Origin of the sequence: Pseudomonas sp. Wu6, assembly GCF_019891515.1 — a bacterium.
Lineage (GTDB): Bacteria > Pseudomonadota > Gammaproteobacteria > Pseudomonadales > Pseudomonadaceae > Aquipseudomonas > Aquipseudomonas orientalis_A.
Map to the genome: position 1 here is coordinate 15,799 of NZ_JAFLXH010000006.1, position 14,733 is coordinate 30,531.

At 51.6% G+C, this 14,733-nt stretch carries 14 protein-coding genes and 1 tRNA gene; 3 read left to right on the forward strand and 12 right to left on the reverse strand.

The window, feature by feature from the left end; all coding sequences use genetic code 11:
* Window positions 1-561 precede the first annotated feature (561 nt).
* The 3 genes from J1G34_RS05530 to J1G34_RS05540 all read right to left on the reverse strand — a co-directional run bounded on the left by J1G34_RS05530 (window position 562) and on the right by J1G34_RS05540 (window position 1,929).
* The gene (locus tag J1G34_RS05530) at window positions 562-942 is read right to left on the reverse strand and encodes a hypothetical protein (RefSeq protein ID WP_222993525.1); all 381 of its coding nucleotides are present in this window, start codon (window positions 940-942) and stop codon (window positions 562-564) included.
* A gap of 90 nt (window positions 943-1,032) precedes the next feature.
* Window positions 1,033-1,323 carry a hypothetical protein gene (locus J1G34_RS05535; RefSeq protein WP_238587189.1) on the reverse strand — a complete coding sequence of 97 codons (291 nt, stop codon included), beginning with the start codon at window positions 1,321-1,323 and terminating at the stop codon, window positions 1,033-1,035.
* A gap of 210 nt (window positions 1,324-1,533) precedes the next feature.
* A complete protein-coding gene (locus J1G34_RS05540; RefSeq protein ID WP_222993526.1) occupies window positions 1,534-1,929 on the reverse strand; it encodes a DUF6957 family protein in 396 nt (131 codons plus the stop codon).
* A 239-nt stretch (window positions 1,930-2,168) separates the two neighbouring features.
* Between J1G34_RS05540 and J1G34_RS27590 the strand changes: the two genes are divergently transcribed.
* A complete protein-coding gene (locus tag J1G34_RS27590; RefSeq protein ID WP_181643154.1) occupies window positions 2,169-2,666 on the forward strand; it encodes a helix-turn-helix domain-containing protein in 498 nt (165 codons plus the stop codon).
* A gap of 620 nt (window positions 2,667-3,286) precedes the next feature.
* Here J1G34_RS27590 and J1G34_RS05550 read toward each other — a convergent pair.
* Window positions 3,287-3,757, reverse strand: a complete 471-nt coding sequence (locus J1G34_RS05550) for a 3'-5' exonuclease family protein (RefSeq protein WP_222993528.1) — start codon at window positions 3,755-3,757, stop codon at window positions 3,287-3,289.
* A gap of 17 nt (window positions 3,758-3,774) precedes the next feature.
* Between J1G34_RS05550 and J1G34_RS05555 the strand changes: the two genes are divergently transcribed.
* The gene (locus J1G34_RS05555) at window positions 3,775-4,050 is read left to right on the forward strand and encodes a hypothetical protein (protein WP_257781042.1); all 276 of its coding nucleotides are present in this window, start codon (window positions 3,775-3,777) and stop codon (window positions 4,048-4,050) included.
* Window positions 4,051-4,411: 361 nt separating this feature from the next.
* On the opposite strand, the gene J1G34_RS05560 is transcribed toward J1G34_RS05555, so the two are convergent.
* From J1G34_RS05560 to J1G34_RS05575, 4 genes are all read right to left on the reverse strand, one after another.
* Window positions 4,412-5,071, reverse strand: a complete 660-nt coding sequence (locus J1G34_RS05560; protein WP_046487214.1) for a hypothetical protein — start codon at window positions 5,069-5,071, stop codon at window positions 4,412-4,414.
* Between the two features lie 2 nt (window positions 5,072-5,073).
* Window positions 5,074-8,472 carry a hypothetical protein gene (locus tag J1G34_RS05565; protein WP_222993530.1) on the reverse strand — a complete coding sequence of 1,133 codons (3,399 nt, stop codon included), beginning with the start codon at window positions 8,470-8,472 and terminating at the stop codon, window positions 5,074-5,076.
* Window positions 8,472-9,911 (reverse strand): tyrosine-type recombinase/integrase, encoded by a 1,440-nt coding sequence (locus J1G34_RS05570; protein ID WP_262411722.1) that lies wholly within the window; start codon window positions 9,909-9,911, stop codon window positions 8,472-8,474. Before J1G34_RS05570 ends, J1G34_RS05565 begins: the two co-directional genes overlap by 1 nt.
* 1,277 nt (window positions 9,912-11,188) lie before the next feature.
* Window positions 11,189-11,276: transfer RNA gene (locus J1G34_RS05575), tRNA-Ser, on the reverse strand.
* 285 nt (window positions 11,277-11,561) lie between these two features.
* Here J1G34_RS05575 and J1G34_RS05580 point away from each other — a divergent pair.
* Window positions 11,562-12,233, forward strand: coding sequence for a Bax inhibitor-1/YccA family protein (locus J1G34_RS05580; protein ID WP_053256786.1), 672 nt, complete (start codon window positions 11,562-11,564; stop codon window positions 12,231-12,233).
* Window positions 12,234-12,303: 70 nt separating this feature from the next.
* On the opposite strand, the gene murB is transcribed toward J1G34_RS05580, so the two are convergent.
* The 4 genes from murB to J1G34_RS05600 are packed head-to-tail and all read right to left on the reverse strand — an operon-like array spanning window position 12,304 to window position 14,730.
* Entirely contained in the window at window positions 12,304-13,323 is a 1,020-nt protein-coding gene (gene murB, locus J1G34_RS05585; RefSeq protein WP_222993532.1) for a UDP-N-acetylmuramate dehydrogenase, read from the reverse strand.
* Complete coding sequence (locus J1G34_RS05590; RefSeq protein WP_122562136.1) at window positions 13,320-13,784, reverse strand: low molecular weight protein-tyrosine-phosphatase; 465 nt, start codon at window positions 13,782-13,784, stop codon at window positions 13,320-13,322. Before J1G34_RS05590 ends, murB begins: the two co-directional genes overlap by 4 nt.
* Complete coding sequence (kdsB, locus tag J1G34_RS05595; RefSeq protein WP_065894966.1) at window positions 13,784-14,548, reverse strand: 3-deoxy-manno-octulosonate cytidylyltransferase; 765 nt, start codon at window positions 14,546-14,548, stop codon at window positions 13,784-13,786. The genes J1G34_RS05590 and kdsB overlap by 1 nt, the downstream gene beginning before the upstream one ends.
* Entirely contained in the window at window positions 14,545-14,730 is a 186-nt protein-coding gene (locus J1G34_RS05600; RefSeq protein WP_003174668.1) for a Trm112 family protein, read from the reverse strand. Before J1G34_RS05600 ends, kdsB begins: the two co-directional genes overlap by 4 nt.
* Window positions 14,731-14,733: the final 3 nt, after the last annotated feature.

Sequence of the window (14,733 nt, forward strand, 5' to 3'; positions counted from 1 at the left end):
AACCCTCGAGACGAAATGGATTGGTTGGATCGCGCACTCCGGGATGCTGCGCATCCTATAATTTCTAGCTACAGAGCGATGCACCCTGTATGCGAACGGTGCAAGAACAATCCGTCTACCGAAGTTGACCATGTGTCCCCCGAGTTCAAGGTTATGGTCGCCCAGATCATTCAGACGCTCAGCACTTCCCAGATTGAGGAGATATTTTCCCGCTTTGACTGGCTGGACAAAGAGCCGTTCTCTTTGCCACCAGGACACTATGCTTTACAGCTCCTCCATGATGCTCACCAGACCGCGACTCTCCAAGCGTTGTGCAAACCGTGCCATGTACTCAACGGCAACGAGCGCCGGCGCCGAACAATTTAGATGCTCGCTATATGGCAGAGAAAATACCTCGCGGGATAGTTCTCAGTCTCTAACATTGCTGGCAAACGAGCCCTGTAGAAAGGCTCCGTAGGGTATAATTCATAGACCTAACGGCTACGAATTTGAGGTGGTGTTTACATTCCCCCCAAAATCAGGTTGGGTAGGAAAATGTATTGCCGATAGACCGACGGAATATCACTGCAGAACCCGAGGTGTTGGATGGAGCGTTCGAGAGAGGCGCAAGAACTCTCGCAGGCTCGAACGACCATTACCTCGCTGAAACGTGGCGAGTACATAGCGAGAATTCTCGGTCGTCATTACCCAAAACCTGCCTTCACGCTCGACCTTGACCACGTCAGAAGTTCTGATCAGGTGACCATCGCAAAACCGCCCATACTGGTCTTTCCGCTTGTGGCCAAACACTACACCGATACCTGCGCGCGACCTGATGGAAACGCCACAAAGGTAAGCGGTAACCGGCACATCAAAGCCTTGCTCTTGGGCTTTAATGATACGTTTGAGATCGAAATCTGTATGGCGTTTTCCGTGAAAAGTGACATCAATAGTGTCGAGCATCATTGCGCTCCGGTTGCGGTCTGTATGGAGTTATCCGAAATTGCACACGCAACCAGGCGCGCTGGTATCGTGGGGGATTCTTGGTAAATTTCATGTTGATCGAATCATGCTTGAGAGAAAGACAGGTCTTACGTTCGCCAGCGCTTCGATCTGGAAATCTGGTTGATGCGAGGTGTGGTAAACCTCGCCCTCACCCACCTCTAGGACACAGACCTCAGAGCCAATTCTGTCCTCACCTACGCTTAATCTGGTCAACCGCTCCATCTGCCAACCTCCTGTCTTATTCATCCAAGACGGTGTCACAGCCATGATTTCGGTGATACCTAAATCAGAGCCTTGGCTCACCAAAATTTCTTGAAGCTGGCGCGTGTCGTCAATCATCACCGCACACTCGCTGTGCCCCCCCTGGTGTTCGACGCTAAGGGTCAGGTGGTACCAAGGAGTTCGGAGCAGCCTCGACACTCCACGCCAGTTGGATACGCCCTCGCCGAACATTCCTGGGACACCTATGAGGTCGCTGTCTATGGTTCTGAACATGTGTCGCCTCAAGCTGCTGGAGCACGTCAGTTGCTCAGCAGAACCGGTTGGTAATCAGAAAAGAGAAAATATTGCTTCGATAGAAGATGACTTGCGATGGCCAGGCCCGAGCAATAGGTAGACCGTGTTACGTGTTTCGAATAGGTAGCCTTCTTTGAAAGCGGTGCCCATGCTTGAGCGCACCCAATGACCTGGTTCGAAACGGCGCTGCTCGTCGTGCACAACTTTGTGGGCAAACATAAATATTGGCTGGCAGCCTGCGGCGGTTACTTTGGCTCGCTCTTCGTCGGTGACGACGGCGTCTAAGATTGTCCATTCTTCTACGGCGCAGAGAGGCATCCACTTGTAGCGCTTTCTAGCTGCAGACATCGCGTCTTCGACGCTAAGTTCTGAGCCAACTAGAGAGGCTCCCGGGTCTCCCAAAAGGCCCGCATCGATCACTCTAACCATGTGCTGCCTCCGAAATCATTTACGAGTAGTACGCCTGCTCAGCAGAGGCTTGCTGGATAGTCCGCATACCGGTCTTCATGCCCAGCGAAACGCTCTCATCTAATTCCCATAAATTGCCAAAACGAGCTTACGGAAGCTTCGCTATGAGCCGTCTTGGTCGCGATATGCGCAATACTACCTCATTTTGGTATTTAACGGAAACCCTACTGTGTGGCTATATCCTGACTTTTGAGTGAGCCATGCAGCTTAGAATCGCACTCGCAGGCGCCATCCGAGCACTGCGTAAGCAGCGTCAACTTCGGCACGAAGACCTTTCTGACGCCTCCGTGAAATCTAAACTCAGCGCCCTCGAGCGAGGCGAAACAAGCATTACTCTTGAGAAGTTCGAGAGCCTTGCTGAGGGCCTTCGAATAAACCCTCTGGCCCTCCTAGCTCTATGTATGTCCCAACAGCAAGACACCCCTTACCCTGTCCTCATGGATGCTGCCCTGAAGCAGCTGCAAGCGTTTGAGAAAGAAGGAGGTCTTGGAATTCTTGCTGAACAGCTCACTGATGGAGGGGTTGCCCCCCGTAAGCCTGGAAAGCCTCAGAACAAGGGAAGCGAAAGCGTCGTTCGCGAGCTTAAGACTGCTGGAATGAATCAATCGCAGATTGCGCGGGAGACGGGGCTGGCTCTATCGACTGTGCATCGATATTGGAAGAGGATTAACGCTACCGAATCTAGAGCTGATTGTTAGAGGACAATGCTGGATTGACGCACGTGCTCTCAAAGGGCTCGGGGCCGTGCGTTGAGATTGAGCTTGGCTTACACGACAACGCGAGGCCGAGCGGAAAGATCGGTTTGCCGCCAAGTGGCTTCGATCACTGGATAACCTTATTTCCGGCTTAATCCATAGCCCCCTGCGCACGAGAACCTCATAAGCGATGGTGCCAGATCCTGATTCAGGATTTACACAAATGCGACATTAATGTCTTTTTCGAAATTATGAAATCTCTGCCCTTGAATTCGTTTTTCAAAATCGGAGATCTATATTTTGAACTCAAAAGAAAAGCAGCGTTGCCTGCACCGGCCCATTTTTCATTTTAGAAATGAGGCTGGTTCGCTGGCCGCCGTTTTTATCTGACCCTTTCGATATGACAGCTTTTTAAGCTCACTCTCAAGCAAATACCATCGCTTATGGTTGCCCCTACGCACCTTGTAACCTGCTCGTTAATTTGGGGCCGTAGGCCCCGGCTCGGCTTGCCAACAAAAGCCAAGTATTTGAGTTTACTTTTTGTGGTTTGTACGAGATTTGGTGTGATCTGAGATCAAGAAAATCCAGCGAATCAGCTAGAGGTATAGTTCCGTCTAACCCGCTCAGGTTCCACCGGGATGCCCTCGGTTTACAGATACGAACATGCCGGCAATGATCCTGGCGTCGAGCAAGGCGTGGTGAGGCAGCTCTTCACCCCCGCTAGTCGGAGAAAGGGTCGTTGCGTCAGTAGGGAAATTACGAACGATTCTGGGCCATCGCCCGTCCTCATATACCAGGTCGCAAAAAAGCTCCCAATCGAACTGAGGGGCATCAGTGACGATCTCGATCTCTTTTTTGAACGACGTCAGAAATCTGAGCAGCGACATCCTGGCTTCAATAATGGGCAACGCGTAGCTCCCACCCCACAGCTGTGGAAGCACGGTTTCCTTTACGAAATCACTGCAGTCTTCTTCTTGCCAAGCATCGAGCAATTCCACGTAAAATTCGTGCCCATCCTCAGCGACTAACGCCAGTGATATCAGCTTCGCTGCCGCCGAGAGCTCGGTAAACTCGCAATCAAGAAAGACCATCATGTTGCTGGAACTCCGTTATGACTAGGCCTCGCCTGGATATGGTGCAGGAAGGTCAGCTGTGGGAAATGGCTCTCAAGCATTTTGGCTCAGACGGGCTCCTCAAGGTAATCATAGAAATGTGGAGTCACGCTGCTGCTCCGCCCAAGCCAGTCGTGGAATACCTGTCCACCAAACAGGTGAGTCAAGAAATCCTGAATATACTGAAAATTGCCCAAGAGCGAGTCGGTGCATTGGTTGCTGATCGGATAAGCGTTTTCGGACGATTGAGCTATGAAGCTACACCGTTGAGTTAGCTGAAATGACTCGAAAAGGATTTCTGGGGCACTGTATTAGGCCAATGTGCTAGCAACGAGCCCTTACCGACTGACCGCTCTAAATTGATAGCGAAGTGGCGAGTACGAAGCGGCTGGAAAATCTGGATTAAAATTACGGCCTGCCAGACTTACTGGCATAAACACTACTTGAAAGCAGAAGGACGATTTTCACAAGGGTTAATATCAAGGCGGAGCATCGCCAGTCTTTGAAAATCATCGAGCGCCTGAGGTCGCTAGCCATGGGGGTGACCTGTTGATGCTGAAGACTTGGTGCTCAACGCCCCACGCCCCGGCGTCATTGTAATGTACGACTCCGGGCACTCCCAAGGAAACGTGAGGGCTAAACTTTGCAGAGTTGTCTACGTAAAGTATCAAGCTTCAAAAGCTCGTCATAAGTAGCGATGATATCGAATAATCCCCACAACCCGGGCGACGGTTGCTGTTCAGTTTCCTGCCCAGGTGGGACTGTGATCAAGACTTGACTACACTCGCCCAAAACGTTGTCAAGTACCCTACAAACCATCGTTAAAGCGTCACGAAGGCTTTCAGTTTCGCTACGAAGCTTATCCGTTTCTTCTGGCGAATTAGGAAGAACTCCAGAATCGATATTTCTGATTGTGAGTTTCAACTGGTCTATTTGGCCATTCAAACTCGCATTGCGGATCTTAAGCGCTTCGAAATCCGAAGTAGTGACGACAGGAGTTTCCTCTGCAGACTCATCTATCTTGCCGCTCCGATCTAGATAAAGACGATAGTCGGAATTCCTAAGGAGCGTGACATGGCTAACGGGCTTAAAGCCTTTGACCTTAGTCTTTTCAGGCAACGACTCGAAATCTCGGTATTCAAACTCTTTCACAATTTTAGCAACGTCGATTGCCAAATTTGTGATGTTCGGATAAGTAGCTTTAGACAGAATATCAAGCGCACTACGAATATGTCTAATGCGTAATGCCTTGTGCTCTGCTCTATAATTATCAAACGGATCGAGTCGCTGAACCAATGCTATGCTCCCATTTCTGATAACCCCATGTTAGCAGAAAGTGATAAAGCGGGCCTAGCTACCATGCTAACATTGGCGCTGTCGTGACTGATTTTCATAACGTCCCGGACGCTGAGCATGCCCGTCGTCATCATGCTGGAAATCTGTGACGCCAACTGATGACTCGCAGGTTTGTTACTCGGCTTCAGTAGCTCATCATACTTGCCTTGGTTCACAAGCATCCTCATCCTCATTTGGGCGAACTGCGCATCAAGCCGAGGACTGGAAAGATCCGGAAAGTTCTGAACATCGACCAAGCGCTTCAGGACGTGGTCGGATTCTGAGATCTCGACTTTCTGGAAGTGAGCCATCAGTCCATCCTTCTCTCGGAGAAAAAAACTATTTGCCTCTCCGGTTTGCGCCATCAGATACAGTTGCTGCTCAATAGCCTCCAGGGCGTAAGCTTCCAAAGCATGGTGGTCATACTCAACATACAAATTTTCCAAAATTTGCGGATTGCGAGCGCTTGGCTTGAGAGCTCGATACTCTTGAATTTTGTCAAGCACGACCTTCATCATCTCTTTTGCTTTATCTTTTTCTGCACTCACAGCCTGTAAGTGATCGATACCACGGATGGCATAAGGGCACAACGCGCATTGACGGTGCCCACCGATTTTGGAGACTACTTCCTTCGGACAACGATTATCGAACGGGCAAATATGGCAGTTATTGAACGCGAGCTTGGTGTAAAGTCTTGCGCGCAGAGTCTCAAGCCCGTTCTTGTCATCCGCTACACCCGCGAGGCTGATCAAGCCGTGAGTTTTAATAGCCTGCACTGGATCTTTTTCAATAGACGTCATCAATTTAGCATGAAGCTTGAGGACGGTCTCAGCAAGTTCTGGAGCATCACCCCGCTCAATACTCTGCATGTTTTTCATCATGTAATCAGCGAGCAACTGTTGGTGATCAGACAAATTGTCGCCATCAAAAATTGCGTAATACCAGACAAGCGCCTCACTCTGACCTGTCAAATATTGACCGATGATCGAAGGCGGTAGGAGCCTGATCGCGTCAGATACGAACCCCGCGCGCAATGCATGGGGTGTGTGTGAGCTGACCAGATCATTGACGGCAAGCTCTCTGAGGAAATATGGCGAATAGTCGAGAAAAGGAGCAGGCGAACCACCCTCAGACTTGACGAAAACCAAGTCTTCCCCGGAGGTGTCCTGCATCTGAACGCGAATGAAATGCTGCAGAATCAACATGTAAACACGAAACTGCCGAGAGTTATTCCAATCAGAGTCTGTATTCCCTTGCCCCCTGAACAGGGGTTTGTATCGACCAAATTTGGATCCCTCAACCATGCCATACCACAAGTCCTGCTTGTAACTAGCCGAAGTGCACGCGTCATACCACTTGCGCTGCCTATCCATGATCTCAATAGCACGCATAGCAACAATCGCAGTCCACTCTCCATGCGACTTGTCTGAGCTTACAAACAAGGGTTGGAATGGAAGAGCGCGAAAGCGATCCACCCCACGATCATACTTATCTTTGTCCAGCCAAATCAGGTGCTGCTGACGGATACCAGTGTGACACATCAGCTGCGTTAGCCTAACTTCATTGGGCGAAATACGCCTCACCACTTCTCCCCGAATCTCAATGTCGACAACCTTATAAAAACGAGGAAGAAACTTGAAAGTATAGATCTTATCCTCATGATAAAAAATTGGCGTATAATTCAATAGCCCTTGATTAACCTCATCAATACCCTTAACGTTACGACCAATCAATCCCGCCCAAGCATGACTATGAATAAGCTCAGCTGTGGAGGGCTGATAGAGCTTACCATCCAGGACTCCATAGTTAACATCTTGCTCCAATTGACCATCGTAATATGGCATTTCGTTAATGTGGTCAACTAGGTATTCAAGACTTTCAAGCATGCTGATGAACGTCGAGAAATAAGGCCTTGGGACTGGAACTTTGTCAGTGCCTGATTTCTTTGAGACAGCCGGGTAGCATGAACTCGTAAAGTTGTTTCTAAACTTATCAGCCCCTGGCAATACCAGGTTATTATCCTCAATATAGTCGCAAAAACGATCGACGATACCTACTCGAGCATACAGAGTATCGCTGACCCAGTTATTCACACGAGAAAATTCATTAACATAACCAATAAATGTTCTTGGAGGCTCCTTTTCATATAGGATTACACCATCAAGAAAAACTGATTCTCGGGTAAAAAAAAGGGTACAGTTGAAGTCGTTCAAATTCTTAGGATAGTCTAGGAGATCACCATCCCGCTCAAGGAAGAAATTGGGTAGATAGCACATGACATAGCTCATGAGCAAGCCGAGTACAAACTCATGATTGGTAGAGTTCTGGAGCCTCATAGAGTGCATGAACGATTTATAAAAGCCATCTACCATCGAGGAAAATACTTTCACAGGATAACGCGAGGACTCATAAAAATGCGAATCCTCACCCTCACCACCAATATAGAAAATTTTCTTGAGCATGTGAGACGGAAAATATTTACCAAAATCCTCAGCAAAATTGATACTCCGTACACCGGACGCAATTTCTTGCGCTGCCGCATAAGATTTTTCATACGCGCTTTCAGCTTTCTTTTTTACTTTTCCAGTCCGGATTCGCCCTTTATAGACTCTGGCAGGTTTGTTTTCGCGCTTTTCCAGTTGATATTGGTTGATAACATCCTCAACCATTTGCTTTTTTCCCTCACTCTGAGACGAGAGTGTGAGAAGGAAATCATTGACGTAGTACCTCCGCAATGGCAGTTGGCCTGATCCATTAGCAGCGGAAAACAGGCTGTTGGCATCGGATTGCGAAAGATCCTCAATGGTGTAAGCGGTGGTACTTAGAAGAAGTCTCAGCCAAAAGTTTACGCGACTGCTCCCACTATCAAACTCTTCTCTTTTGAAAAGACTTTTGATCCTGGATTCAGGATGCACGCCGCGAATCAGGGTCAGGCTCTCTACATTCAACTTGTGACAAAGAGCATCCAATACTTCTGGCATATGTGCGATAGTCTGCATCCCGAGAGGCGCAACGAAAACTTTTCGCGCCCAGAGAGTGATGAAAACCAAACGAAAAAACTGAGAGATCGACCCCTCGTAGCTAACTGAGAGCCCCGAAATCCTGGGATCAACTTCACTCCACGACACTTTACTAGCGCGGAACGTCGCCTCTAATGTCAATTGAACATGACTCACCTCCCAACCTTCAAAGGTTAGAGCACGCCTGAAAATTGTCTCTACTCGCTCCGCAGCACTATCAGGCTGCGCACCATAATATTTTTTATAAAGGGTTCGAACTGTCGCAACAGCCTTAACGAACTGCGGAGCAACCTCATTCTCTTCCACGAGCCAAATTGCGTTGGCGGGGTGCAGATTAATCATTAGTTACTGTCGCCTTGCAGTGAGAGCTTAAGTTGTTTGAGTTCATTCTCAAGATGCTGAATCTGAACGTGGGTCACGCTGTAGTTAGCCGTTGACATACGAAGCATATTAATAGCCGCGAATGTTGCCTCAAGCATTTTGATGTCTTTACGCGCGTATCGCTCAGTTGCCTTGATGCTCTTATGCCCCATGAAAACTTGCACCGTTTTCAAATCCAGTCCGAATTTTTTATGACCAACCGGATTAGGGCAATGGTTCACCAGGTAATACGCATACATATGACGAAGCGAATGAAAGCCGTAGCTCATGCCCGTAATTTTCTGTGCAGCTGAACGGAAGCGCTCGTAAACGGCCTGATAAGACGTCGCCATGGGGCCCCCGTCTCGAAGATTACGAAATAAAAATCTGTGCGCTACCGGACGGTGCCTACTCGCTTCTAGAGCACGCTGTTCTTGGTCATATAACCCTAAGTAATGCCAGAACATTGAAGCAAAGGGCTGGATCAAAAACGTATCAGGCTTAACCCGCCCCTTATGATCAAGCTTTTTGAGCTGATGCTCAGGGATGTATTGGATCAAAACATCTAGACGCGTGTCAGGATCAACAATAAATACCTTATTATTTTTCGGATTATCGGTATCGATATGAATGTCGTCCCACAACACTGTAAGCGCTTCCGAAATCCGGCAGCCGGATGCTGCTAGCAAGCTCCACAGCACCTTGTCGCGCAGACACGTAGCGCTTTCAATCAAATCCCTACACTTGTCAATTGGAAAGGTTTTTTCATCCCCTCCAAATTCATCAGTGCGCGCTACCGTCGAGGGCTTAGAAGCCGGGCTCAGGTGTTTCTTTTTGATCCGTTTGGCGCCCCCTGCGATGCAGCCGGCCATCCAACTGTTCGCCCTGATAGCAGCCCTGACATTCCGAGGCGTCTCCATGCACCTGGTTGTAGTGAGCGGCATCATCGAGATAGCTATATCGGAGACGTAGCCACTGTCTTGCATTTGCAGTAAGGCTTCTCTCATCGCTTCACTAGCAGTGATGAAATTATTTACACCCGCAAAATGTACTGCAATAGAAGCGCCACCCAGTTCTCTGCTACCAAGCACCCTCGCAGCCTCTCTGGCTACGGATGATGTGCTATAAATACCGCTGACCAAGTAGCTCTCATAGCTATCTAATGCATCTCGCAGTTGCAATGCAGTGAGGCCACCACATTGAATACTGACTTGATGAATATAGTTCAGCATTTCACGCACCGCGTAACAATATGTACGTGTAGTTTTGAATGCTTTAACTTTTGCAAGTTGATACGCCCACTCATCAAAGAACTCCGTCATCGTATGATCAGGGCAAATGATTCGGAAGGTCGGAGTTCCATTGCGTGTCGTCTCAAACAGCTCGACATGGTTCATGCGCAAAGGGGCAAGCGCATTCAAAGGATCATATCCTTGTTTGAAACATCAACACGCACCTGAAGTCTTTCAGTTGATTTCGAATTCACTATACCATCCTGTTTAATTTCGTCTTCTTCTAAGCTTTAGATCAGGCACTGGCATTCGACAGCGTATTTTTCACACAGGATGCCGACCATATAGTGCGTCACACCGCTCGAGAAAGGGCGGATCATTAACGTATCAACTGCGGAGTCAGGGCTGAAAGATCCTAAACTTTCCAACTAGCATCGTAACTTTATCGACCTAGCGCGCAGTAAATAAAATCCGCTAACTTCCTGACGCAAATATACTCTGTTCAGAGTTGCAATCCTTCTGTGCAGTTTCAGTGATTACTGACGCTAAAGTGGCACGCATCCTGCCACACTAAGAACAGCTGATCAACAAGATGCAACAAACTTTATTGCATCTTAGAGTATGCTCGTAGCATACCGATTCTAGATCGGTCGCATTGGTACCTTACATTCGATATCGACCTCCGCCGCTGTACCCCAAAGCAATTGCCCCAGAATGGCGGCCAAGGAGCTATCACGCTGTGACAGCGCCAATTAAAGATACAACCTGCTGAATGATCGCGTCCCCGCGTTGCTCCCCCACTGCTGGAAGGCTTCGAAAGCCTTGAGACCGTCGGACAATCGCCACCCTCACCTAACACTTACGACCTTAAGAGCATTCCCCCAGGCGCAAGAGCTTTACAGTTGAGCGCGGGGCAAGGCGTGGAGACGACCAGAACGCCGAGACGCTGAAGAAGATGGGGAGCTATGGGGCTAGCTGAATCGTTCAGCATTGAGTAAGCAAGCCAGCTTTCGATCATGATGACCAAGGGTGAGCTATAGACTCGGAGGGTTGGCAGCACAGACCTTCCCGGCCAGGTGAGGTATCACGTTCGCACAACATTGGCACCCACCTATAAACGATTAGCTTGCGAATGCCCGATGAAAGATCTCAGACATCCGCTGACTGAGCAGTTTTTATGATTTCCTAAGGATTAGGATGAGGACGCGCGCGCACATCGTAGACCCACCCGTCACCGCTGTGCGCAAGGAATGTAGGGGAGCGGATATCAGAGAGACGTCGGAAAGCTGCAATTGCTAGGATCTTTCTCTCTGAGAACGGATCACGCGTCATAAGGCGCATCTAGGTTGTTGCGCCTTTATGAAGGTGTCGCAAGGGAGAGAAGCTCCTTACGAGAGATCAGTGCAAAAAGCCATAAAAAAAGGGCCTAGGATTAACCTAAGCCCTTGATTTTGTTGAGTTCGCGGCGGGAAACCAGGGATTCGAACCCTGGGAACGCTATTAACGTTCGCCGGTTTTCAAGACCGGTGCATTCAACCACTCTGCCAATTTCCCGTGTATTCCGATGACGCGATGAAGCGGTACTGCAAGGTGCAACTGGAGATAGCCTTAGATAAGAACCCTGGGAACGCTATTAACGTTCGCCGGTTTTCAAGACCGGTGCATTCAACCACTCTGCCAATTTCCCTTGTGCATCACGGGATTATAGTCGCTCATCCCGTCTCAGCGGGCGCCATAATACCCGAATGAAACACACTGTCAAACTCTCTGCATAGCTTGTTACAGAGCGTCTGTTATGATCTTTGCGACTGAACGTTTCAAAACTGAAGGAGTGTCGCCATGCGCGAACAGAATTACGCAGTGAATGGCAACGCGCAGGCTGAGCAGCTTGAAGTCAGCCGCGTGTTGCGCAATACGTACGGCCTGCTCGCCCTTACCCTCGCATTCAGCGGCGTGATGGCTTACGTGGCCCAGCAGATGCGCGTCGGTTATCCGAATATCTTTGTCGTATTGATCGGCTTCTATGGTCTGTTCTTCCTGACCAACAAGCTGCGCGACTCGGCCTGGGGCCTGGTGTCGGCGTTTGCCTTGACCGGTTTCATGGGCTTTATCCTTGGCCCGATCCTTAACCGTTACCTCGGCATGGCCGGCGGTGCGGAAGTGGTCAGTTCGGCATTTGCCATGACTGCCTTGGTGTTTGGTGGCCTGTCGGCGTACGTGCTGATCAGCCGCAAGGACATGAGCTTCCTGGGTGGTTTCATCACTGCAGGCTTCTTCGTGTTGCTGGCGGCGGTAGTAGCCGGCATGTTCTTCCAGATCAGCGGGTTGCAACTGGCGATCAGCGCAGGCTTCGTACTGTTCTCCTCGGTGTGCATCCTGTTCCAGACCAGCGCCATCATCCATGGTGGTGAGCGTAACTACATCATGGCGACCATCAGCCTGTATGTGTCGATCTACAACCTGTTTATCAGCCTGTTGCAGATCTTCGGCATCATGAGCCGTGACGACTGATTGTCAGCGCTATAAAAAATGCCCCGTATCGTGAGATACGGGGCATTTTCATTTGTGGGGCGGTAGACGCTCAGTACCTGTTAGGTTCCATCTCAAGCTCCACCCCGAAGCGCTCGGCGATGTCCTGCTGGATACGCAGCGCCAGGTTGGCAATATCCCGCCCGGTGGCTGAGCCGTAGTTCACCAGCACCAGCGCTTGCATTTTATGCACGCCGGCATCGCCATCACGAAAGCCCTTCCAACCCGCCTTGTCGATCAGCCAACCGGCGGCGAGCTTTACTTGCCCGTCTGCCTGAGGGTAAGCCACCAGGTCCGGATACTGGCTTTTCAGCTCGGCAGCCAGCGCCTGGGGCACCAAGGGGTTTTTGAAAAAACTGCCGGCATTGCCCAGCTCTGCCGGGTCCGGCAATTTTTCGCGACGAATACTGCAGATCGCCTGGCTCACATCCTTCGGTGTGGCCTCGGTGATGCCCTGCGCGGCCAGGCGCTGTTGCACCGGGCCGTAATCGAGTTTCAGGTGACTGGCGCGGCTCAGGGCAAAGCGTACCCGCAGGATCAACCAACGCCCGACTTCGTGCTTGAACAGGCTGTCGCGGTAAGCAAACTTGCATTCGTCCAGGCTGAAATCGCGCAGCTCGCCCGTCTGGCGATCCAGCGCCGTGAGGCCGGCAAACACGTCCTTGATCTCGACGCCGTAGGCGCCGATGTTTTGCATCGGCGCGGCACCGACCGTGCCGGGGATCAGGCTGAGGTTTTCCAGGCCGCAAAAACCCTGTTCCAGGGTCCACGACACAAAGGGGTGCCAGGCTTCGCCCGCCTCGGCTTCAACCACCACGTACACGCCATCATCGTGCAGCACGCGAATGCCTTGGGTCGCCATGCGCAACACCAGGGCGGGCACGTCCCGGGTCAGCAGCAGGTTGCTGCCGCCGCCGATCACCAACAGCGGCACACTGTGCGCGTCGGCGTAGGCCAGGGCGTCATGCACATCGGCATCACTGCGGGCCTCGGCAAACAGCTGGGCGCGTACGTCGATGCCAAAACTGTTGAATGGCTTGAGCGATACCTGCGCTTGTACGTGCAAGGTCATAGCCGGCCCTTCAATTCGATCACCAATGAATCACAGGCGCGCTCGATCAGGTCCAGCACCCGGTCAAAGCCTTGCTCGCCTTCGTAGTAAGGGTCTGGCACTTCGTCCACTTCGCCGTCGAAGCGGCGCAGGAACAAATCCAGCTGCGCCTTACCCTGCGCAGGCTGCATGGCTTTAAGGTTGCGCAGGTTGCTGTGGTCCATGGCCAGGATCAGGTCATAGCGCGCAAAATCAGCGCGGCTGACCTGTTGGGCACGCTGGGCTGACAAGTCATAGCCCCGCGCCAGCGCTGCGCGTTGGCTGCGCAGGTCCGGTGGGTTGCCGATATGCCACTCCCCGGTCCCCGCCGACGTCACCTCAACCTGATCGGCCAGGCCGGCTTCGCGCAACTTGTGGCGCAAGACGCCTTCGGCGGTGGGCGAACGGCAGATATTGCCCAGACAGACAAACAGGACTTCCATCAAGCCCCCAGCAGGCGACGGACGCGCTCAAGGTCTTCCTGGGTATCGACGCCTGCGGGCGGTGCTTCCAGCGCATCGCCCACGTGGATACGCACGCCGTGCCACAAGGCCCGCAGTTGCTCCAGGGATTCGGTGTTTTCCAACCAGCACGGGCCCCAGCTGACGAAGTCATGCAGGAAACCGGCGCGATAGGCATAGATGCCGATGTGGCGGCGGTACGGCACGCCTGGCGGCAGTACGCCGGGGTTGCTGGCAAAGGCGTCCCGCGCCCAGGGCAGGGTCGAACGGCTGAACGTCAGGGCCAGGCCGTTGATATCGCTGACCACTTTCACCACGTTCGGGTTGAACAAGGTTTCACTGTCTTCGATCGGTTCGGCCAGGGTCGCCATGCGCGCCTCGCCATGGGCCGCCAGATTGGCCGCGACCTGGTCGATGACGCTGGGCGGGATCAACGGCTCGTCACCTTGCACGTTCACCACGATGGCGTCGGGCGCCAGGCCCAGTTGCGTCGCCACTTCTGCCAGGCGATCAGTGCCGGAATTATGGTCTTCGCGGGTCAGCACCGCCTCGGCGCCGAAACGGTTGCAGGCTTCGATGATGCGCGGATCGTCAGTCGCCACCACCACCCGCTCAGCGCTGCTTTTGCAGGCCTGTTCCCACACCAGTTGGATCATCGGCTTGGCGCCGATCATTTGCAGCGGCTTGCCCGGCAGGCGGGTCGACGCATAGCGCGAGGGAATCACCACGGTAAAGGCGGTAGTCATTTATCCAGGCGCTCATCGGTGGTCAGGGTGCGCGCTTCGCTCTCGAGCATCACCGGAATGCCGTCACGGATCGGATAAGCCAGGCCGGCACCTTTGCTGATCAGCTCGGTTTTATCGGCGCTGAGCTTGAGCGGGCCTTTGCAGATCGGGCAAGCAAGGATGTCGAGCAATTTGGTGTCCATGGG